Source organism: Actinoplanes sp. G11-F43, assembly GCF_050589265.1.
In the GTDB taxonomy this organism is placed as follows: Bacteria; Actinomycetota; Actinomycetes; order Mycobacteriales; family Micromonosporaceae; genus Actinoplanes.
In genome coordinates this window covers 158,534-179,260 of the sequence record NZ_JBNZCE010000005.1, presented here as the reverse complement: position 1 = coordinate 179,260, position 20,727 = coordinate 158,534, and the positions used below count along the sequence as shown (strand labels likewise).

At 70.6% G+C, this 20,727-nt stretch carries 23 protein-coding genes; 10 read left to right on the top strand and 13 right to left on the bottom strand.

Features of this window, described 5'->3' with window-relative positions; all coding sequences use genetic code 11:
* Positions 1-9: 9 nt before the first annotated feature.
* Positions 10-858, top strand: coding sequence for an oxygenase MpaB family protein (locus tag ACQ0O7_RS05965; RefSeq protein ID WP_430780735.1), 849 nt, complete (start codon positions 10-12; stop codon positions 856-858).
* Here the strand turns inward: ACQ0O7_RS05965 and ACQ0O7_RS05960 are convergent.
* From ACQ0O7_RS05960 to ACQ0O7_RS05930, 7 genes are all read right to left on the bottom strand, one after another.
* Positions 820-1,740: a RecB family exonuclease gene (locus tag ACQ0O7_RS05960; protein WP_430780734.1), complete on the bottom strand. Its 921-nt coding sequence runs from the start codon at positions 1,738-1,740 to the stop codon at positions 820-822. The two genes, ACQ0O7_RS05965 and ACQ0O7_RS05960, sit on opposite strands and share 39 nt — an antisense overlap.
* A 34-nt stretch (positions 1,741-1,774) precedes the next feature.
* Entirely contained in the window at positions 1,775-2,395 is a 621-nt protein-coding gene (locus tag ACQ0O7_RS05955) for a MarC family protein (protein ID WP_430780733.1), read from the bottom strand.
* Positions 2,396-2,446: 51 nt separating this feature from the next.
* Positions 2,447-3,316 carry a PHP domain-containing protein gene (locus tag ACQ0O7_RS05950; protein WP_430780732.1) on the bottom strand — a complete coding sequence of 290 codons (870 nt, stop codon included), beginning with the start codon at positions 3,314-3,316 and terminating at the stop codon, positions 2,447-2,449.
* Between the two features lie 30 nt (positions 3,317-3,346).
* Entirely contained in the window at positions 3,347-4,156 is an 810-nt protein-coding gene (locus tag ACQ0O7_RS05945) for a PH domain-containing protein (RefSeq protein ID WP_430780731.1), read from the bottom strand.
* Positions 4,157-4,165: 9 nt separating this feature from the next.
* Positions 4,166-4,324, bottom strand: coding sequence for a hypothetical protein (locus ACQ0O7_RS05940; RefSeq protein WP_430780730.1), 159 nt, complete (start codon positions 4,322-4,324; stop codon positions 4,166-4,168).
* A 130-nt stretch (positions 4,325-4,454) separates the two neighbouring features.
* Complete coding sequence (locus ACQ0O7_RS05935) at positions 4,455-5,117, bottom strand: DUF6758 family protein (protein WP_430780729.1); 663 nt, start codon at positions 5,115-5,117, stop codon at positions 4,455-4,457.
* A gap of 78 nt (positions 5,118-5,195) precedes the next feature.
* Positions 5,196-5,843: a TrmH family RNA methyltransferase gene (locus ACQ0O7_RS05930; RefSeq protein WP_430780728.1), complete on the bottom strand. Its 648-nt coding sequence runs from the start codon at positions 5,841-5,843 to the stop codon at positions 5,196-5,198.
* A gap of 475 nt (positions 5,844-6,318) precedes the next feature.
* On the opposite strand from ACQ0O7_RS05930, the gene ACQ0O7_RS05925 reads away from it, so the two are divergent.
* The 4 genes from ACQ0O7_RS05925 to ACQ0O7_RS05910 all read left to right on the top strand — a co-directional run bounded on the left by ACQ0O7_RS05925 (position 6,319) and on the right by ACQ0O7_RS05910 (position 10,332).
* Positions 6,319-6,714, top strand: coding sequence for a thioredoxin family protein (locus ACQ0O7_RS05925; protein WP_430780727.1), 396 nt, complete (start codon positions 6,319-6,321; stop codon positions 6,712-6,714).
* Positions 6,715-6,796: 82 nt separating this feature from the next.
* Positions 6,797-8,764, top strand: coding sequence for an intein-containing Rv2578c family radical SAM protein (locus ACQ0O7_RS05920; RefSeq protein ID WP_430780726.1), 1,968 nt, complete (start codon positions 6,797-6,799; stop codon positions 8,762-8,764).
* Between the two features lie 164 nt (positions 8,765-8,928).
* Positions 8,929-9,336, top strand: a complete 408-nt coding sequence (locus ACQ0O7_RS05915; RefSeq protein WP_430780725.1) for a CoA-binding protein — start codon at positions 8,929-8,931, stop codon at positions 9,334-9,336.
* 378 nt (positions 9,337-9,714) lie between these two features.
* The gene (locus ACQ0O7_RS05910; protein ID WP_430780724.1) at positions 9,715-10,332 is read left to right on the top strand and encodes a DUF4190 domain-containing protein; all 618 of its coding nucleotides are present in this window, start codon (positions 9,715-9,717) and stop codon (positions 10,330-10,332) included.
* A gap of 55 nt (positions 10,333-10,387) precedes the next feature.
* Here ACQ0O7_RS05910 and ACQ0O7_RS05905 read toward each other — a convergent pair whose 3' ends face one another.
* The 3 genes from ACQ0O7_RS05905 to ACQ0O7_RS05895 form a co-directional block, all read right to left on the bottom strand.
* Positions 10,388-11,356: an SDR family NAD(P)-dependent oxidoreductase gene (locus ACQ0O7_RS05905; RefSeq protein WP_430780723.1), complete on the bottom strand. Its 969-nt coding sequence runs from the start codon at positions 11,354-11,356 to the stop codon at positions 10,388-10,390.
* Positions 11,357-11,434: 78 nt separating this feature from the next.
* Entirely contained in the window at positions 11,435-12,052 is a 618-nt protein-coding gene (locus ACQ0O7_RS05900; protein ID WP_430780722.1) for a hypothetical protein, read from the bottom strand.
* Between the two features lie 71 nt (positions 12,053-12,123).
* The gene (locus tag ACQ0O7_RS05895; protein WP_430780721.1) at positions 12,124-13,011 is read right to left on the bottom strand and encodes a DMT family transporter; all 888 of its coding nucleotides are present in this window, start codon (positions 13,009-13,011) and stop codon (positions 12,124-12,126) included.
* 140 nt (positions 13,012-13,151) lie between these two features.
* On the opposite strand from ACQ0O7_RS05895, the gene ACQ0O7_RS05890 reads away from it, so the two are divergent.
* Both ACQ0O7_RS05890 and ACQ0O7_RS05885 read left to right on the top strand, forming a co-directional pair.
* Positions 13,152-13,850, top strand: coding sequence for an HAD family hydrolase (locus ACQ0O7_RS05890; protein ID WP_430780720.1), 699 nt, complete (start codon positions 13,152-13,154; stop codon positions 13,848-13,850).
* A gap of 431 nt (positions 13,851-14,281) precedes the next feature.
* Entirely contained in the window at positions 14,282-14,779 is a 498-nt protein-coding gene (locus tag ACQ0O7_RS05885) for a hypothetical protein (RefSeq protein ID WP_430780719.1), read from the top strand.
* 147 nt (positions 14,780-14,926) lie between these two features.
* Here the strand turns inward: ACQ0O7_RS05885 and ACQ0O7_RS05880 are convergent, their stop codons facing one another.
* Positions 14,927-15,919 (bottom strand): PhzF family phenazine biosynthesis protein, encoded by a 993-nt coding sequence (locus tag ACQ0O7_RS05880; RefSeq protein WP_430780718.1) that lies wholly within the window; start codon positions 15,917-15,919, stop codon positions 14,927-14,929.
* 27 nt (positions 15,920-15,946) lie between these two features.
* Here ACQ0O7_RS05880 and ACQ0O7_RS05875 point away from each other — a divergent pair, with 27 nt between their 5' ends.
* From ACQ0O7_RS05875 to ACQ0O7_RS05865, 3 genes are read left to right on the top strand one after another with little or no spacing between them, the layout of a single operon-like run.
* Positions 15,947-17,215 carry a magnesium transporter MgtE N-terminal domain-containing protein gene (locus ACQ0O7_RS05875; protein ID WP_430780717.1) on the top strand — a complete coding sequence of 423 codons (1,269 nt, stop codon included), beginning with the start codon at positions 15,947-15,949 and terminating at the stop codon, positions 17,213-17,215.
* Entirely contained in the window at positions 17,212-17,736 is a 525-nt protein-coding gene (locus tag ACQ0O7_RS05870) for a DUF1003 domain-containing protein (protein ID WP_430780716.1), read from the top strand. The genes ACQ0O7_RS05875 and ACQ0O7_RS05870 overlap by 4 nt, the downstream gene beginning before the upstream one ends.
* Before the next feature lie 21 nt (positions 17,737-17,757).
* Positions 17,758-18,909: an Mrp/NBP35 family ATP-binding protein gene (locus ACQ0O7_RS05865; RefSeq protein WP_430780715.1), complete on the top strand. Its 1,152-nt coding sequence runs from the start codon at positions 17,758-17,760 to the stop codon at positions 18,907-18,909.
* Between the two features lie 45 nt (positions 18,910-18,954).
* On the opposite strand, the gene ACQ0O7_RS05860 is transcribed toward ACQ0O7_RS05865, so the two are convergent.
* Positions 18,955-19,374, bottom strand: coding sequence for a preprotein translocase subunit TatB (locus ACQ0O7_RS05860; RefSeq protein WP_430780714.1), 420 nt, complete (start codon positions 19,372-19,374; stop codon positions 18,955-18,957).
* 69 nt (positions 19,375-19,443) lie between these two features.
* Positions 19,444-20,700, bottom strand: a complete 1,257-nt coding sequence (locus ACQ0O7_RS05855; RefSeq protein WP_430780713.1) for a S1C family serine protease — start codon at positions 20,698-20,700, stop codon at positions 19,444-19,446.
* Positions 20,701-20,727 lie beyond the last annotated feature (27 nt).

Genomic DNA, 20,727 nt, shown 5'->3' with positions numbered 1-20,727 from the left:
AGTGGGGCGATGGCTGTGACCGAGGACGCCGGGCTGTTCGGGCCGGATTCGATCACCTGGAAGGTGCACAGCGAGCCGATCCTGTTCCTCGGCGGGCTGCGGTCGCTCTATCTCCAGGCGCTGCATCCCCGGGCGGTGGCCGGAGTGGCACAGAATTCCGGTTACCGCGCGGATCCATGGGGCCGGCTGGTGCGCACCTCGAACTATGTCGGAACGGTCCTGTACGCCCCGACCGCCGAGGTGGAACGGGCGGCGGGCCGGTTGCGCCGGCTGCATGCCGGGATGACGGCGACCGATCCGCGTACCGGCGAGGTTTTCCGCATCGACGACCCGGCCCTGCTGCGCTGGGTGCATGTGACCGAGGTGGAGTCGTTCGTGACCACCGCGGTCCGGGCCGGGATGCGGCTGACTCCGGACGAGGTGGACGGCTACTACACCGAACAACTGCGGGCGGCCGAGCTGGTGGGCCTGGATCCGTCGACGGTGCCGTCGACGGCGGCCGAGGTGGACGGCTACTACGAGTCGATGCGCCCTGAGCTGGGGCTGACCCGGGACGGGGCGGAGACGGCCCTGTTCCTGACCGTCCCGCCGGTGCCGGAGAACTGGGGCGGGTGGCCGTTCCGGCTGGGCCTGTCGCTCAGCCCGGCACGCTGGGCCTATCTCGGTGTTGCCAGCACGGCGATCGGCCTGCTCCCACCATGGGCGCGCCGGGCGTACGGCGGATGGGGGTGGTCCTCCACCGACATGGCCGCCGGGCTCTCCCTGCGTGGTCTGCGTGCCCTGACGGCCGCGCTCCCGGAGAAATATCGCATTCCGCCGTTACGCCGTGCCGCCCTGGAACGTGCCGGCCTCCGGTGAGCCGAGGTGCTCGACAGCGGTCCAGGGGTCCTTGGCGGCCACCTCAGCACCGGCCGGGCACACCTTCCGGAAGTCGCACCATCCGCAGAGCGTCCCGGGGTTCACCGGGAACTCGTCGTCAGCCGAGGCCCCGGCGGCGACCGCCTTCTCCGCGGCCATGATGTCGAGCGCGGTCTCCTCGGCGCGCCGCACCTGCCGGGCCAGCGACTCCTCGGTGTGCTCATGGACGGCGACCGTCCCGGTCGGCAGATGGTGCAGCTCGACCCGCCGGCATGGTCGCCGGAAGACACGCTGGGCGGCGAACGCGTACAGCGCAAGGGCCTGTGATCCTCGGGCGTCGTCGGCGGAGAGCCCGGACCGCCCGGTCTTGTAGTCGACGATGACCGCCTCGGATCCCTCGTCGCCGACCCGCTCGTCGATCCGGTCGGCCCGCCCGTTGAGCGCGAGCACCCCGGTCTTGGCGGCGACGACCCGCTCGACGCCGAGCGGCTCCTCCTCCGGGTCGAGGGTCGCCACGTAGGTGTCCAGCCAGCCGAGCGCCTTGCGGTAGACGGCTCGTTCCTGCTCGACGTCGCGGTATCCCTCACGCACCCAGGTGGCTTTGAGCAGGGTGGGCAGTGACTCGCGGACACGCCGTTCGGTGGGCAGCGCGTACCAGTTCTTCAGGGCGGTGTGCACGCTCGAACCGAGCGAGTTGTGCGCCCACGGCGGGCCTTTGGGCGGGCTGGGGCGCTCGACGTACGAATACCGATAGCGCCGTGGGCAGTCGGTGTAGGCCCCGAGTTTGCTCGGCGTGCAGACGAACAGCCGCTCGGGCATGCCGGCGAAGCCGAGCTGCTCGGGAACCACGGGCTTGGTGGCGCGGGATCGAGTGGGGGGCACGGAACCATCCTGCCAGCACCCCCCGACAGGAACCTCAGGCCTGTGCGGCGTACGACTGCACGAAGGCGAAGATCGCGTCGGCCATCAGCTGCACCGCGATGGCGGCCAGGAGCAGGCCGGCGATCCGGGTGAGCACCTCGATGCCGGCCGGTTTGAGCAGCCGGACGATGACGCCGGAGAACCGCAGCACCAGCCAGACGGTGGCCATCACGGCGAGGATGGCGGCGGCCAGGATCAGGTATTCGTCGGGGCTCTTGGCGCGCTGCACGAACAGCATGGTGGCGACGATGGCGCCCGGGCCGGCCAGCAGCGGGGTGCCGATCGGGACGAGGGCGACGTTGGTGGTGCCGCCGCCCTGGTCGGAGGGCTCGTCGGTCTTGCCGGTGAGCAGTTGCAGGGCGACCAGGACGAGGAGCAGGCCGCCGGCCGCCTGGAGGGCGGGGAGCTGGACGTGCAGATAGTCCAGGAGGGTCTGGCCGGCGACGGCGAAGCCGACGATCACACCGAGGGCGAGGAGGACGGCCTGGGTGGCGGCCCGGTTGCGGGCCTTCGCGGGCAGGGATCCGGTGAGGGCGAGGAAGACCGGGACCATGCCGGGCGGATCGACGATCACCAGCAGAGTCACGAAGAACTCGCCGAACAGCTTGAGGTTCACCCGAGCAGGTTAGGGGCCGTCACTCGCCGGCGCAGGCGGGTGCGGCGAGCGTCACCCGAGGACCGGTACTCCGGTCGCGACGGAGGCGATCTTCTCGTACGCCGCGGGCCCGGTGGTGAAGGCGCCGAGCCGGACCGTCTTGTGCGTACCGTGGAAGTCGGAGGATCCGGTGACGACCAGGCCGAGCCGTTCCGCCAGCGCCCGGATCTGGGCCCGCTCGGCGGGGCTGTGGTCCTCGTGGTCGGCTTCCAGGCCGAAGAGCCCGGCGTCGGCGAGTTCGGCGATCAGCTCGTCGGGCACCACCCGGCCGCGTTTGGTGGCCCGGGGGTGCGCGAAGACCGCGACTCCGCCGGCCGCCCGCACGGCACGAAGAGCATCGAAAACATCAAGATCCGATTTGGGTACGGAGTACCGGGCCCCGAGCCACGCCGAAGCGAACGCCTCGGTGGTCGAGCCGACCAGTCCGGCCCGGATCAGCGCCTGGGCGATGTGCGGCCGCCCGACCGACCCGCCGGCCGCGTAGCCCCGGACCTCGTCCCAGGTGATCGGCACCCCGTCGGCCCGCAGCAGTTCGACGATCCGCTCGCCGCGCTGTTCCCGGTCCAGCCGGAGCCGGAGCAGTTCGCCGGCGAGCACCGGCTCGGCCGGGTCGAAGAGGTAGGCGAGCAGGTGCAGCGGGATCCCCGGTTCGACACCGTGCCAGCGGCAGGACAGCTCGGCGCCGCGGACCAGACCGAGGCCTTCGGGGCGGGCAGCTTCGGCCTCGGCCCAGCCGCCGGTGGTGTCGTGGTCGGTGATCGCCATGACGGCCAGACCGGCGGCGGCCCCGGCCCGGACCAGGTCGGCCGGGGTCAGGGTGCCGTCGCTGGCGGTCGAATGACAGTGCAGGTCGATCTGACAGTGTGGGTCCGTATCGGTCATCACTGCCACGCTACCGCCGAGTGTCGACGGTCAGGCGTCGTCGCCCTCTTCTTCCTTGCCGAGCCGGGCCTCGACGGCCTGAGGTTCGTACATCTCCTCGACCACGCGCAGATAGAGCTCGTTCGGGTTCGGCAGGTGTTTGACCTCGCGCAATGCCTGGTCCTGACCGGCTGACTCGAGCACGAACGTGCCGTAGCTGAGCATCCGGCCGAGGGCGGACTGCTCGTACTTCATGTCGGTCACCCGGGCGAGCGGCATCATGGCCACCTTTCGGGTGACGATGCCGTTCACCACCATCACGCGCTTGTTGGTGAGGATGAACCTGTCGAAGTACCAGTCGAAGACCTCCCACGCCACCCAGCCGATCACGCCGAGCCAGATCAGCACGGCGACGGTGACCAGCCCGTTGATCTCCTGACGGGTCAGGAAGCCGGCGAGGTAGCCGAGGACCAGAGTGGCCCCGGCACCGATGGCGAGCGGCCGGGAGAGATGGATCCAGTGCCGTTTCCACTCGCCGCGGTAGCGCTCGGTGGGGAACAGGTAACGAGCGACCAGTGTGGTCGGCTCGTCCTCCAGCGGCAGGAAGCGGCGTGGGCCGCCCCCGCGGTCGAGGCCTTCCAGCTCTTCGGCGGTGAAACTGGGCGCCTGGTACTCGTCCGTGTCGTCGAAGCCGTCGTCCGGTGTGCGGCGACGGCGTGCGAACGCCGGATCGTCCTCATAGGCGTCTCGGTAATCAGGATCGTCGTCGAAGGCGGGGTCTCTGTACCCATAGCTCTCATCGTCGTCCCGAGGGTGACGTGCACCCTCACCTCGCGGGTCGCGCGGCGCACCAGGATCCATGTAGAGATGCTATGCGACGAGGTCGGTGAAGAAGCGGCCGAAGCCCTGTGCGATGTCGGCGATCGTACCGCCGAGTGACTCGAACACCGCCGCGGCGGAGCTCGGGTTGAAGGCGATGAAGAAGATCAAGAATGCAATACCAAGCCAGGTGAGGACCTTCTTGACCATGGGGGCCTTCTCCTCCGGTGCAGGTGTACGTTCAGCGCCGCAGCAACACTGACGGTATCAGCTTCGTCGCTTCGTGTGAACAAAGTGGCCAGAAAGTCGATTGCCATAACAGCTGGTCACACCTAGGGGTCTAGGCGCGTCCGTGCAGGTAGGGCGACGGCGCTCCGAACACGAGCTCGGGCGGCACACCCTCGGACAGGTCGTGCAGGACGACATGCTCCGCGAGAAGATAGCCCGCGCTCGCGGGCCACGCTACCGCATAGAGCCACATTCCCTTCGCCTCACTCACGTACGCGCTGCGGTCCTCCGGGGATTTCACACACCACAGTGGAGTGGGGTGCCCCGCGGCCTTGATCTTCGCGTGTGGACCGGCGTGCGCGCTCCGGTCCGCGAGCGCCTCGGCCAGCAGGTGCCCGGGGTCGATCCCGGGGATCCCGGCGAACCGGGTGCCCAGGCCGACACCCGGCTGCTCGGCGATCAGGATCAGGTCGGCCGGCCCGCCACCCAGCGGCTCGGGGCCACTGCACGCCAGGACCGTGGCCCGGACTCCGAAACGCTCGTCGCCGGACCAGCCCGCCCCGGTGACCATCCACCCGGAGGGCAGCGGCCAGGGACACCAGAGCGGTATCCGCTCCGCGCTCGACGCCGACTCCCGCAGCACCGTTCCGACTATCTCCGCGCTGATGTGCTCGGCGACGTGGAACGGCGGAACGTCGCCACAGTCGTCGCATCGCCAGCTGCTGTGCATCAGGTCCGGCCGCCGAACCTGAGCAGCGCATCTAGGGCAACTCACCGTGACACCCACACTTCATACCGTGCTGGTCGCGGGGTCCGCCGTCAAGCGGATCGGCCGAAGACGGGTCGATCCGGACTACCCCGGGGGAGGGCCGGCGTGGGCCCGAATCCACGCATGCATGGCGATCCCGCTGGCCACCCCCGCGTTGATCGAGCGGGTCGAGCCGTACTGCGCGATCGAGAAGAGCGCGGCACAGGCCGCGCGGGCCGGATCGGACAGACCGGGCCCCTCCTGCCCGAAGAGCAGCACACAGCGCCGCGGCAGGGTGGTGGTCTCCATCGGCTTCGAGCCGGGCAGGTTGTCGATCCCGATCACGGTCAGGCCCTCGGCGTCCGCCCAGCCGACGAACTCCTCGATCGTCGGGTGGTGCCGGACATGCTGGTACCGGTCGGTGACCATGGCGCCCCGGCGGTTCCAGCGGCGCTGACCGACGATGTGGACTTCGGCGGCCAGGAACGCGTTGGCGTTGCGTACCACCGTGCCGATGTTGAAGTCGTGCTGCCAGTTCTCGATCGCGACATGGAAGTCGTGCCGGCGGGTGTCCAGATCGGCGACCACCGCCTCCCGGGTCCAGTACCGGTAGCGGTCCACCACGTTGCGCCGGTCGCCATGCTCCAGCAACTCCGGGTCCCAGTGGTCACCGGCCGGCGGCTCACCCGTCCAGGGGCCCACGCCGACCTCGAAGGATCGATCCTCGCCGGATTGGACGTCGCCCGCTGTCATGGGGCGTTAGGCTACCGATTCGACCCGGGCCACCGGACAGGTGATCAAGGGATCGGCTGAACCTTCAGGAGACGCAATGAGCGGCGGGGCCCTCCCCGGCACCCGCCGCCCACGCTCTGTTGGGAAAGAGTTTGCCTCACCGTGCGTATCCATGTGAAGGACATTCAAATGTGAGCCAGGTCACATTTAGGTTACTTAACTATTACGCCGGTCTTTCGGGATCGCTCCCACAGCGGCTCCACAGGCAGGGCAAATCCCCCAGGACTGAAGATCTGGTACGGAAACGTCAACTCGAACGTGTCGGCAACCGGACACTGTCCGCCTACTTTCAGTTACTATGAGTTGCCCATGGTCGTTTGACGGAGCGAACCCGCCGAAGTGCCGCACGCCACGTGTCGGGACACACTGAGCGGGAATGACGAGTGGGTGCCCGGAGTTTCACCCGACGAAAGCGATTCCCGCAGACGGAGGCATCATGGCGACGGTTGCGCTGACAGCAGCGAACTTCGACGAGGTCACCAGTAAGGACGGCATCGTCCTGGTGGACTTCTGGGCCAGTTGGTGCGGGCCCTGCGTCCGCTTCGCGCCGACCTACGAGCGCTCCTCGGAGAAGCACCCGGGGATCACCTTCGGCAAGGTCGACACCGAGGCCGAGCAGCTCCTGGCCGCCAAGTTCGACATCCGCTCGATCCCAACGATCATGGCGGTGCGCGACGGCATCGTGGTCTTCTCGCAGCCGGGCGCCCTTCCCGAGTCGGCTCTGGAGAGCCTGATCGAGAAGGTCGAGGAGCTCGACATGGACGAGGTCCGCGAGCAGATCGCCGGGCAGGCCAAGGCCGGCGACGACAAGACGGCGGCCGCCCGCGGCTGACCCGCCGGAACGAAAGGCCCGTGGACCGGTTCGGTTCACGGGCCTTTTTCATGACCGATTTTCTCGTACGCTCGTTCGAGCGATGTCATGGACAGCCCATCGAACGTGTGTTCGAATAACCGCCATGCGATGGTCCCACCTGACGGCGCGGCCCGACGGCGACCCGCTCCTGGACAGGGCGGCGCCGGTGGCCTCACCCCTGCTGCCGGCGCCGCCCGGTGTCACCGTCCGGACGTTCGAGACGCCCGCCTTCGCGGGGATGACGTTCTACGAGATCCGGGCCAAGTCCCTGATCAACCGGGTGCCCGGCACGTCCCGGGTGCCGTTCGAGTGGACCGTCAACCCCTATCGCGGCTGCTCCCATGCGTGCACCTACTGCCTGGCCGGTGACACGCCGATCCTGCTGGCCGACGGCTCCACCCGGCCGCTGGCCCAGATCCGCCCCGGCGACGCCGTGATGGGCACGATGGGCGCCGGGGCCCACCGCCGCTATGTGCCGACCACCGTCCTGGACCACTGGGCGACCAGCAAGCCGTCGTTCCGGGTCACCCTGGCCGACGGCACCCGGCTGGTCGCCAGCGGCGACCACCGCTTCCTCACCGATCGCGGCTGGCGGCACGTCAGCCCCACCGAGCCGCATCTGCCGGCGCTGGCGGTGGGCGACCTGATGTTCGGGGTGGGCCGGTTCGCCGAGCCGCCCAAGGAGTCACCCGACTATCAGGCCGGTTTCATCTGCGGCCTGGTCCGCGGGGACGCCGCCGACGGTGGCGCCGCGGTCGAGAACGACGCCTGGATCCGCGCCGACGGCTACCTCGACGACGTCTCGCTCACCGAGGCGGTCCGCTGGCCGGAGACACCCACCGGTGACTGGTTCCGGGGCTTCCTGGCCGGGGCGTTCGGCGCGGTGGGCCGCACCGACCGGCTGGCCGTGGTCTTCGAGTGCGGCGACACCGCCTTTCTGCACCGGATCGCCGAGGCGCTCACCTGTCTCGGCCTGGTCGCCCGGGGCCCGGGCCGGGTCCGGCCGGGCGCCGTCGGCCGGGTGGAGACCGAGCGCCATCTGGAGGCCGCGCTGCGGTTCCGGCATCTCACCGGATCCTCGATGCGCCCGCTGGACGCCTCCGGGGTCGGGGTGCGCCGGGAGCGGCGGCTCACCGTCGTCGACATCGAGGATCTCGGCCTGACCCTGCCGCTGTTCGACATCTCGACCGGCACCGGCGACTTCATCGCCGACGGCGTGGTCAGTCACAACTGCTTCGCCCGCAACACGCACACCTATCTGGACCTCGACCCAGGGCACGACTTCGACAGCCGGGTGGTGGTCAAGGTCAACGCGGGCGAGCTGATCCGGCGGGAGCTGGCCGCCCCGCGCTGGTCCGGGGCGCCGATCGCGATGGGCACCAACGTCGACGTCTACCAGCGGGCCGAAGGGCGTTACCGGCTGATGCCGGAGATCCTGGCCGCGCTGCGCGATCACGCCAACCCGTTCTCCATCCTGACCAAGGGCACGCTGATCCTGCGTGACCTCGACCTGCTCCGGCAGGCCGCCGCGGTGACCCGGGTGGGCCTGTCCTTCTCGGTCGGCTTCGTCGACGAGACGGTCTGGGGCTCGGCCGAGCCCGGCACCCCGAGCCCACGGCGGCGGCTGGAGGCGGTCCGCCGGTTCACCGACGCCGGCTTCGCGGTGGGCGTGCTGATGGCCCCGATCCTGCCCGGCCTGACCGACTCCGAGGAGTCGATCGAGGAGACCGTCAGCGCGATCGCCGCGTCCGGCGCCACCAGTGTGACCCCGCTCCCGCTGCACCTGCGACCGGGCGCCCGGGAGTGGTATGCCGCGTGGCTCGGCCGGGAGCATCCCCGGCTGCTGCCGCGCTACCGGGAGCTCTTCGGCAACGGCTCCTATCTGCCCCGGGCGTACCAGGAGGAGATCGGCGCCCGGGTCCGGCTGGCCGCCCGCCGGCACGGCCTGCACCGCCCGGACGCGGCGGCCGCCCGCCGGGTTCCCGACGACAACCGAGCCCCGCGGTCCGACCAACTGACGCTGCTCTGAGGCCGACAGGGCTGGAGTAGAGGCGACGGCACGGCGATGGGCTGACAGGGGGCGATGGGCTGACAGGGGCGATGGGCTGGACGAGGCCGGCGCTGGTGCTGACTGCACGGGCGGTGCCGGTTGCACGGGCGGTGGAGCCGGCGGCGCGGGGATACAGTCGGGGTATGCGGAGCGCTCAGCAGATCCTGGCCGAGGCGAAGGTCATCGCGGTGGTCGGCGCCTCCCGTGACCCCGGCAAACCGGCCCACACGGTGCCGTTGCAGATGCTGCGGCAGGGCTGGCGGATCATCCCGGTCAACCCGTTCGTGGCCGAGGTCTTCGGGGTTCCCACCGTCGCCACGCTGGCCGATCTCGGCGAGCCGGTCGATCTGGTGACCGTGTTCCGGCCGGCCGAGGCCGCGATCGAGGTGGTCCGGCAGGCGGTGGCGATCAAGGCGCCCGCGGTGTGGCTGCAGAGCGGCATCGTGTCCGCCGAGGCGCGACAGATCGCCGAGGAGGCGGGCATCGACTACGTGGAGGACCGGTGCATGGCCGTGGAGCGGGCGGTCGGCCGGTTGCAGCCGCCGTCCTGACCCGCGACGCCCGACGGACCGGCCCGCGACGCCTGCCGTCCTGGCCGCGATGTCCGGCGGACTCACCCGCGACGCCTGCCGAGCTGATCCCGCAATGCCCACCGGACCTACCCACGACGCCTGCCGAGCTGATCCCGCGACGCCAGCCGAGCCGACCCGCGATGTCCGCGGGCCTGAGCAGCGATCTTTGTCGGCCGGATCACGCCTTCGAGGAGCGGTCCGGGCGCGCGGGAATCGACACGACCAGCGAGGATGGAAGGCTGCCGGGTTCGTAGCCAGCGAAGCCGGTGGAAACCAGGACGATCAAGACCAGCCACGCCTACGCTGACCGGCTTCTCACCTGGGCGGTACGGTGCGAGGACTTCTAGGAGGACGTCAATGAGCTATCCCCCGCCGCCGGCTGACGGCGCGCCGGACCCGTACCAGCCGCCGCAGCCCCCGCCCGCCGACCCGACCTTGCAGTACCCGCCGCCCTATTCACCGCCGACCAGCCCCGCGCCGACCAGTGGCGGTCCCGGCTATGGTCAGCCGACCAGTGGCGCCCCGGGCTACGGTCAGCCGACCAGTGGCGCCCCGGGTTACAGCCCGCCGCCCACCAGCGGTCCGGGCTACGGCGCCCCGACCAGCGGTTACGGCCAGCCCGGCTACCCGCCGCCGCCCGGCTACCCGCCCACCGGTGACAAGAACCCGTTCGGTGGCCCGGCGCAGTTCGGCCAGCCCGCCTACGGCTCGCCGTATGGCCCGCCCCAGGTGATGCCGACGAACACGATGGCGATCCTGTCGCTGGTGTTCGCGTTCATCTTCGCGCCGGTCGCGATCGTTCTCGGTCACCTCGCCAAGAAGCAGATCTCCCGCAGCGGCGAGCAGGGCGGTGGTCTGGCCACCGCCGGCCTGGTCCTGGGTTACATCTTCACCGGCATCATGGTGATCTATTGCGCGGTTGTCATCGCGGCGATCGTGTTCAGTGCCGGTACCAGTGGCACCAGCACCTACTGACGCGCGCAGCTGAGGTCGTGCCGGCCGACGGGGGTGCCGGCCGGCAGGACGACCCTCAGCGGAACTGCGCCTCACGGACGCTGTTGCCACCGTCGACCACCAGCATCTGGCCGGTGATGTACGACGCGGCCGGCGAGCAGAGGAATGCCACTGCTGCCGCGACCTCGTCCGGGGTTCCGGGGCGGCCGATGGGCGTACCCAATCCCTGTTTGATCTCGGTGACCGTCGAGGCCGCGGTGTAGATGGTCCCGGGGGCCACGCAGTTGACGTTGATCCCGTCGGCGACCAACTCCATGGCGAGCGCCCGGGTGAGACCCACCACGCCCGCCTTGGCCGCGGCGTAAGCCGCCTCGGTGGGCAGCGCGTTCACCGGCCCGGCGGTGGCCGCCAGGTTCACGATCCGGCCCCAGCCCCGCTCCGACATGCTGCCGCAGAACGCCCGGCTGCACAGGAACGCGGTGCTCAGGTTCCGATCGATCTCGGCCTTCCACTCGTCGTAGGTGAGCTGGGCCACCGGGCGGAGCACCTCGGGGCTGGCACGGCTCGCCAGACCGGCGTTGTTGACCAGCACCTCCACGTCGCCGAGCTGGTCGGAGATCGCGTCGGCGAGGGCGCCCACCTCGGACTCGTCGGTGAGGTCGGCCACAAAACCGGTCACGCCGAGCTCGGAGGCCCGCTCGTGGATGCGGCGGGTGGTGGACACGATGGCCACCCGGGCGCCGAGATCACGCAGCCGGCGGGCGATCGCGTAGCCGATACCGTCGGGGCTGCCGGCCCCGGTGACCAGGGCGACCTTCCCGTCCAGGCGGAGTGTCACCGGGCCGTCGGCGGCCGCCTCGATCTCCGCCTCGACGAGCTCCTGCATGTCGGTGGCCGGTGGCGGCACGATGTCGCCGGCCTCGGCGGGGACATCGGAATCGGCCGGGTTGTCGGGGACGCCGGAGCGTGGTGGCCGGCCGGCGGCGGGGCGTGTGGTGTCGCGCCGGGACGGACTGCCCCCGGTGGAACGGGCGTCGAAGACCATGCGGCGATCCTGCCTGCTCCGGAAGTCCTGGGCAAACATCGTGTCACTGTGGCGTACCGGACGTCCGCCGGAAAACGGTCAGCCGGAACCCAGCGGACGGAACGGGCCCTCCTCGACGAAAACGAGGGGAGCATGCTCACCGTAACGGGCCAGCAACTCCTGCCGGGTCCGTTCCAGCTCACGAGTGCCGACCTCGACGCCGGAACCGTCGTGCCGGCTGCCGACCGTGGTGATCGACAGCTCGCGGGCCGACCAGTAGGGCAGGTCGGCCACCAGCCGGTCGTGCCAGGTGGTGAGTTCGGACACGGCGTGGGCGGCGTCCCGGACGACCACACAGGTGTCCTCGGCACTGGCCCGGATGAAGTCGTCGAAGGCGGCGTCCGGCACCCGGAACACCACCGCCCGGACCTTCGCCTGGTCGACCTCCAAGCCGGCGAAGCTGTCCGCGAACCGCTCCCGCCCGGTCCGGTCGATCAGCTCCATCACGGCGGCCAGCCGCGGTGGGGTCACCGGCATCCGCCGGCCGCCGACCGTCGTGTACTGCGCGGGCCGGTTGAACTCGCAGCCGGGCGTCCGCCAGCCACCGCCCGGCACGTCGGCGGGCCGGGCGCCCGCGTCGTCGCCCTCGCCGCACGCCGGGGCGGTCATCACGAGCGCTCCGGCGAGCAGCAGGCGGAGCATTCGATCGCGATACATGGCATCCCCCTTCAATACCCCGGTACGGCCGCCAGTCCAAACAACGCCATCACCGGGTGCTCCGGGGCGGATCAGCGCCGATTTACCTGGAAAGAGGCCCGGTGCAGGATCACCACGGCGACTCCGGCGACCAGCAGAAGCAGGCCGGGCAGCGTGCTCGCCCGCGGCACCTGATCCAGCCACCACCAGGCGAGCAGGGCGGCGCCCGGCACCTCCAGCAGGATCAGCACGCTGACCGTGGTCGCCGAGGTGTGCTGCAGCGCGTAGTTGAACATCGAGTGCCCGAGCAGTTGGGCGCCGGCCACGATCGCCAGGATCGCCGCCCAGGTCCGTCCGTCGTACCCACTCAGATCCACACCGAAGATCAGGCAGACGGCGAGCAGGACCACCGCGCAGGTGCCGTAGCAGATCCAGGTGTACGTGGTGGTGCTCAACTCGGTCCGGGCCCGCTCGCCGAGCGCGGTGTAGACGGCCGCGAAGACCGCCCCGAGCAGTGCCAGCACATCGGCGAGGACGGCCTGGGCCGAGACGCCGAGATCCGCACCGGTGGCCCAGGCCGCGCCGGCCACCGCCAGCCCGATGCCGATCCACCCGGCGGTCGACGGCCGCCGGCCCTGCGCCGCCGCGATCAGGCCCTGCCACACCGGCTGGGTGGCGACCAGCGCGGCGGCGGTGGCCACCGAACCGAGTTGCACGCTCGGCATCCAGGTGGCGAAATGTGCGGCCAGCGCCAATCCGGCCAGCACCGAGAAGACTCCGGCCATCCCGCGAGCGGCGTGGCGCACCTCGGCCCGCCGGGGCCCGACGGCAAACGGGGTGAGGGCGGTCGCGGCGATCGCATTACGCCAGAACGCGATGGCCAGAGCCGGTGCGGCCGCGAAGGCGATCAACGGGCCGGACGAGCTGACGGCGAGGACCGCGACGGCCAGCGCGACGACGGTAGGTGCTGGTGAGCGCATATTCATCCCCGGCCGTCGCTTCTTGCGTAGTCGTGCGCCACAGTTTGCGACCCTCTATTGGCGGACAGTGATGGAATCGCTACAGTCACCGACGGCTCACTGTCCGTTTCCATCCCTCGATGCCTCGGAAGCCGAATCACATGTCTTCGTACCGTGCGGTCGTGTTTGACTTTTTTGGCACTTTGACCCGGTCTGTCCAGCGCGGCCCACAGCACGCGGACATCGCCAGGGCCCTCGGCGCCGATCCGGACGCCGTCACCGGCGTCCTCAACCGCACCTTCCGGGCCCGCGCCCGCGGCAGCTACGGCTCGGCCGAGGCCACCCTCCGCTGGGTCATCGAACAGGCCGGCGGCCGCCCCCACCCCGGCGCCATCCGCGCAGCCATGCCGGCCCGCGTCGACGCCCTCCGCGCCGACACCAGGCTGCGACCGGAAGCAATCAGCGCCCTCACCGCCATCCGAAGCCGGGGCGTGCGCACCGCCGTGATCAGCGACTGCACCCACGAACTCCCCGCCTTCCTGCCCAGCCTCCCGGTGGCACCCCTGCTGGACGCCCAGATCTTCTCGGTCGAGCTGGGCATCTGCAAACCCGACCCGGAGATCTACCTGGCCGCCTGCGACCGGCTCGGAGTGGCCCCCGCCGACTGCCTGTACGTCGGCGACGGCGGCAGCCACGAACTCACCGGAGCCGCGGCCGTCGGCATGACCCCCGTGCGGCTGACCGCTCCTGATCTCGCCAATCACCTGGTCTTCGACGCCGACACCAACTTCGCCGGCCGCACCGTCCGATCCCTGACCGAGGTGCTGACCCTCCTCGACCCGATTCCCGCCATGGTCTGACCGCGGTCCGGTCACGGTTTACTGCCCTTTTTTCGGTACGCCGCAAGGGCCGGACAAGAGCAACCAGTGGCCCCCGGACCGCCACGCGAGGCAGGCGCCGGCCCCGGACCGCAACGCGACCGCCGGGCGGATGCGCCACTCACCGGCTACTCCTGTCGCCGCTGATCGTGCTCCCGTCGGCGCCCGCGTTGCCGATTCGCCCGCGATGTCGATTCGCCTGCTTTGTCGGTTTCGATCAGCACCCGCCTCGCCGCCCTCCGGCCAGGTGCCCACGTCGCTTTCCGGCGGCGCCCACCTCAGTGCCATCCGGTCGGCGGCCGGGTCGTTGCTTTCATCAGCGCCCGGGTCGTTGTCCACAGGTGTTCGCGGGGTTGTCCACAGGGCGTACGACGTCGTCCGCTGGGGCACTCGGGGCGTGGAAGGATGGACCGGTGAGCAACGGAGTGCTGGAAGAGGCGATCAAAAAGGCGGCCATCGCCTGGATCTCGGTGGCCGACGGCCCGGCCTACGCGCTCTGGTGCATGCCGGCCGATTCCTCGCTGGTGGTCGTCAGCGGCCCGGGCGAGCAGTTCGCTCCCGGCCTGGCCGAGGCGGACCGGGCTACGGTCCGGCTGCGCGGTGATCACGGCGGCTTGATCGTGCTGGCCGAGGCCACCGTCACCCGCTTGACCCCAGGCAGCGACGAGTGGAACGAGATCGCCCCACAACTCGCCGGCAAACGACTCAACGCCACCGGCAGTGCCACCGATGTGGTCGCCAGATGGTCGGCCGACGGCTGCGCGGTGGTCCGCCTCACCCCAGCCGCCGAGTCCGCCATCGGCGCCGCCGACATCCCCGCCGAGTCCCACGCCGAACCACCGCGCGACTCCCCAGCCCGGGCCGAGACCCCACGCCCGTTCCGCCTCCACCACGTCCGCAAGCCAGGCTGACACCCACACGCGCACGGCCAGGCGCGCACGGCAAGCAGGCACGCGTTGGGCCGGGGTCGGGCGGCGCGGGCGGACCTGGACGAGGGAGGCCGCTCGGGCTGCGGAGGTCTCCTGGGCCGGGTTCGCGGGCGGGCTGGGTCGGGGCGGTCAGCCGATGAAGGGCGGGACCGCTATGCGGCCCTCGGCTACCGGCCAGACGTGGCCGGTGACCGTGGCGGACTGGGCGATGCCCGCGGAAGCTGTGACTGTGCAGTGGAGGCGGGACGGGCGCTTCATCTCGATGCCCTGGTGGATGCGGTAGGAGAACGTTCCGTCTGCCGGGAGCCAACCGGCCGATATCAGCCACACGCCTAAGCCCAGAGCCGCCGAGCCGGTGGCCGGATCCTCCGGAACGGAGCTTCCGGCCACGAAGACGCGCGCGTGGGCCTCGCCGGACGTTCCGGGATCGGTTGACGAGATGGGAGACACAGGCGAGGACGAGGACGGCGGCACAACCGAGGACGGCGGCACAACCGAGGACGGGGTCAGGGTCGGGGTCACGGGCAGGGACGGGGTCCAGGCGAAGACGGCCAGGTCGGTCAGGTTCAGGGACAGGAGGGCCTGGTGGTTCAGGTGGATTCTGGGGAGGGCGGTACGCCGTACCGGAAGATAGGTCCAATCCAGGCCGCAACCCGCCGGGCGGGGGACCGCCTCGCCGTCGCCCGCGTAGTCCTCGGCCGTCAGGCCGGTTGCGGCGAGCAGGGGCTCCGGGGGGACCGGAGCGCCCAGGCTGGGCGCCGCGCCGGTCAATGTGGCCGCGCCCGACTCGGTGACGGTCAGCGGCAGCAAACCCGCGCCGCACTCCTGGATCACCTGGCCGGCCGGGATGATGCCGCGGCGCATGGCGGTCACCGCCGCGCCGACGCTGGGGTGGCCGGCGAACGGGAGTTCCGTCTCGGGGGTGAAGATCCGGATGTGGTGGGTGGCGTCCGGTGTGGTGGGCGGGAGCAGGAAAACCGTCTCGGACAGGTTGAACTCGCGGGCCAGCGCCTGCATCTGGGCGGTGGCCAGGGCCTCGGCGCCGAACACGACCGCCAGAGGATTGCCGGCGAACGGCCGATCCGTGAACACGTCGACGATCTCGTACGCCAAGGTGGACATGCCCGGACCCTAACCTAGTCTGAGGTCGTGACCATGGGGACGAGGGTTTATCTGGCTCGCCTCGCGGGTCTTCCGGTGTTCGACCCGATCGGCGACCGCGTCGGGCGGGTGCGTGACGCGGTGATCCGGCTGCGCACCACGAACCGGCCGCCGCAGATCGTCGGGCTGGTCGGTGAGATGGCCCTGCGGCGCCGGATCTTCCTGCCGATCGGGCGGGTCACCAGCATGGACGCCGAGTCCGTGATGCTCGGGACGGGGTCGCTGAACCTGCGGCGGTTCGAGAAACGCCCGAACGAGCTGCTGGTGCTGGAGGATCTGCTGGACCGCCGGGTGACGGTGGTGCCGGAGCAGGACGACGGGCCGGATCATGCCGGCACGGTGGTGGACATCGGCATGGAGCTGAACCGCAACACCGAGTGGATCATCACGCGGGTGGCGGTCCGGGAGCACACCGGCCGGCTGGCCCGCCGGGGACATGTCTTTCAGGCGGAGTACGACCGGGTTCGTGGGCTGGTCGGGCCGACCGACGCGCAGGGCACCGCGAACACGATCGCGCTGCTGGACCAGATGCGCCCGGCCGACGTGGCCAACTCGCTGCAGGACATGCCGGACGCCCGCCGCAACGAGGTGGCCGCGGCGATGGACAACCGGCGGCTGGCCGACGTGCTGGAGGAGCTGCCCGAACACGACCAGGTGGACATCCTGGTCGCGCTGGACCGGGAACGCGCCGCCGACGTGCTGGAACGGATGGATCCGGACGACGCCGCCGACCTGCTCGCCGAACTGCCGCAGACCGAACAGGCGGTGCTGCTGGACCTGATGGAACCGGAGGAGGCGGCGCCGGTGCGGCAGCTGATGAGCTACCGGCCGGGCACCGCGGGCAGTGTGATGACCTCGGAACCGGTGATCCTCACCCCGGACGCCACGGTGGCGGAGGCGCTGGCCCGGATCCGGAACCCGGAACTGTCGTCGGTGATCGCCGCCCAGGTCTTCGTGGCACGTGCGCCGAGTGCCACACCGACGGGTAGATACCTGGGCATGGTGCATTTTCAGCGGCTGCTGCGGGAGCCGCCGGCCTCGATCGTGGGTGGCCTGGTGGACAGCGGCATCGACCCGTTGCGGACCGAGACCGGACTGTTGGAGATCACCCGGCGGATGGCGACGTACGACCTGGTGGCGATGCCCGTGGTGGACTCGACGAACCGGCTGCTGGGCGCGGTGACCGTGGACGACGTGCTGGACCACTCGCTGCCGCGGGACTGGCGTGACCGGGACACCCACGAGGAAGCCTCATGAGCGAGAATCGACGCGACCGGCTGGACCAGCCGATCCAGCCGGGCCGGGTGAAGCTGCCCAAGTTCGATCCGGAGGCGTTCGGCCGCTGGTCGGAGGGGATCGCCCGGTACATGGGCACGGCGAAGTTCATCGTCTACATGACGGTGGTGATCACCGGCTGGTTCCTGTGGAACAGCCTGGCGCCGGAGCGGATCCAGTTCGACCCGTACCCGTTCATGTTCCTCACCCTGGCCCTCTCCCTGCAGGCGTCGTACGCCGCGCCGCTGATCCTGCTGGCCCAGAACCGGCAGGCCGACCGGGACCGCCTGATCATGGAGGAGGACCGGCGGCGGGCGGCGATGCAGAAGGCCGACACCGAGTTCCTGGCCCGGGAGATCGCCTCCCTGCGGATCTCCCTGGGTGAGGTCGCGACCAGGGATTTCCTCCGTTCGGAGCTGACCCGGCTGGCCGACGAACTGGACGAGGCGGCCCACCGGCGGGAGAAGCGCCTGCGGATGGAGCGCGACGAGGAGCACACCTGACCGCGACGTAGAGTGGGCTGCATGTCCGCTCCTGCCTCCACGCTCGAGGACGCCATCCAGGCCGCTCTGGCGACCGTGGACGACCCCGAGATCCGCCGCCCGATCACCGACCTCGGCATGGTCTCGGGCTTCACCGTGAGCGACGACCTGGTCAAGGTCGATCTGCTGCTCACCGTCGCCGGCTGCCCGCTGCGGGACAAGCTGAACAGCGACATCACCGACGCCCTGACGAAGATCCCCGGCATCGACCGGGTGGAGATCAACTTCGGGGTGATGAACGAGGAACAGCGCAAGGCCCTGCAGACCACCCTGCGCGGCGGCGGCGAGTCCGCCGAGCCGGTCATCCCGTTCGCCCAGCCCGGCTCCCGGACCAGGGTGTACGCGGTGGCCAGCGGCAAGGGAGGCGTCGGCAAGTCCAGTGTCACGGTCAACCTGGCCGCGGCGCTGGCCAAGCGGGGCCTGTCGGTCGGTGTGATCGACGCGGACATCTACGGCCACTCGGTGCCGCGGATGCTCGGTGTCGAGTCCCGGCCCACCCGCGTCGAGGAAATGATCATGCCGCCGCAGTCGCACGGCGTGAAGGTGATCTCGATCGGCATGTTCACCGCCGGGAACGCCGCGGTGGTCTGGCGCGGCCCGATGCTGCACCGGGCGCTCCAGCAGTTCCTGGCCGACGTCTACTGGGGTGACCTGGACGTGCTGCTGCTCGATCTGCCGCCGGGCACCGGTGACGTGGCCATCTCGCTGGCCCAGCTGCTGCCGAACGCGGAGATCCTGGTCGTCACCACCCCGCAGATGGCCGCCGCCGAGGTGGCCGAGCGGGCCGGCGCGATCGCGCTGCAGACCCACCAGCGCCTGGTCGGTGTGGTGGAGAACATGTCCTGGCTGGAGCTGCCGGACGGCTCCCGGATGGAGGTCTTCGGCGCCGGCGGCGGCGAGACGGTCGCCGACTCGCTCTCCACCACCATCGGTGCGCGGGTGCCGCTGCTGGGTCAGATCCCGCTGGACACCCGGGTGCGGGAGGCCGGTGACGGGGGCACCCCGATCGTGCTGGCCGAGCCGGACGCCCCGGCCGCGAAGGCGCTGGACGGTGTCGCCGACAAGCTGGCGATCCGCCGCGAGTCCCTGGTCGGCAAGCCGCTCGGCCTGATGGTCAACGCCAAACGGGGCTGAACCAGGCGACCGACGCGATTCGCCGCCGGGCGAAGCGGAGCAGTCCTACGTCGCGTCCAGGTCGTAACGCTGCGCCGGTCGGGTGGCCTCCACGGGGGCCGTCTCGACCGGCGTCGCGCCTTTGCGGATGTCGACGGCGGAGGCCACGTCGTTCAGCTCGGTCTTGACCCCGTTGAGGTCCTGCTTCACGTCGTCGAAGAGGGTCTGGATCGGCTTCCGGATGGCCTGCTCGTCCTCTTCGCTGAGCAGGTGCTTGCGAATGAACGCCTTCGGGTGCAGGTCTTCGAGCTGGATGTCGGTGCCGAGCTCACGGCTCAGGTCGGCGGTCGCGCCCTGGGCCATGTTGCGCAGGCCACGCAGCATGCGCAGGCCGTCACCGATCACCTTGGGCAGCCGCTCCCCGAAGATCAGCAGCGCGAGCATGAGCAGCGCGCCGATCTCCCACCAGTTCAGATTCTCGAACACGTCCGGCCTCCCAGCCTGTCCCGCGCCCAGACTACGCACGCATGCTGTGCGCGGACACCCCGGCAGCTGTCAGTTGTTGTCCGCGGCGAGCGTCACCGAGGCCGAGGCGGTCTTGGTGCCGCGACGGTACTCGACGGCCACCGTCGAACCCGGCGCGTACTTGCGGACCAGGGCGATCAGGTCGGTCCCGTCCTCCAGCGGACGACCGTCGATCTTGGTGAGCACATCACCGGCGCGGAGACCGGCGGTGGCCGCGGGGCCGGCCGGCTCGACCTTGCGCAGCCGGGCGCCGGAGGCGGTGCCGCCGGTGGTCACCTCGGCGCCGATCACCGTCCGGCGGGCCTTGCCGGTGTCGATGATGTCCTCGGCCACCCGCTTGGCCTGGTTGATCGGGATGGCGAAGGCGAGGCCGATGTTGCCGGCCTCGGTGTCGCTGTTGCCGACCGAGCGGATCACCGAGTTGACCCCGATGACCTGGCCACTCGCGCTGACCAGCGGCCCGCCGGAGTTGCCCTGGTTGACCGCGGCGTCGGTCTGGATGGCCGCGTAGTAGCGGGTGGTGCTGCCGGACTCGCCGGCCTGGATGGTCCGGTCCACGGCGCTGACGATGCCGTAGGTGACGGTGTTGACCAGGGCGAGGGGTGAACCGAAGGCGAGCACCGGGTCACCGACGGCGATCTCGTCGGAGTTGCCCAGCGCGACCGGGGTCAGGCCGTCCTTTGCGACTTTGATCACTGCCACGTCGGACTCCGGGTCGCGGCCGACGAGTTTCGCGGAGGCGGTGGAACCGTCCGAGAACGAGACCGACAGGGTGTCGTCGGCGCTCTCCACCACGTGGTCGTTGGTGATCACGTAGCCGTCCGTGGAGACCACGAAACCGGAGCCGATCGCGCCGCTGACGCGCACCGTGACGACGCTCGGCAGCACCCGCTCGGCCACCCCGGCCAAGGAGTCGGGGTCACGCTGCGTGCTCTCCGGGACGTTCTGCCCGGACGCGCCGAGCTGGGTGCCGCCGCCCTCGACATAACCGCCGCGGACCGCGAAGACGAAGCCGAGAGTGCCGCCGACGGAGCCCGCGAGCAGGGCCGTGACCAGCGCGATCGCCAGGATCGAGAACTGGCCGCGACGGGGCTGGTCGGGGTCCGGCGCGGGGTCCAGCGGGACGCCGCCGGTGGACGGAGGGGGCGGGAGCACCACGGCTGACGCAGCGTAGGGATCACGCCACGGGTCGGACTGCGCTTCCGACCACCAGTGCGACTCCGGCTGATACGGCTCGCCGGGGGCATGGGTGCTCGGTGGCCGGCGCCAATTCCAGCCGTCGGTCACGTCGGTGCCTCCTCCACTCGCCCGGCT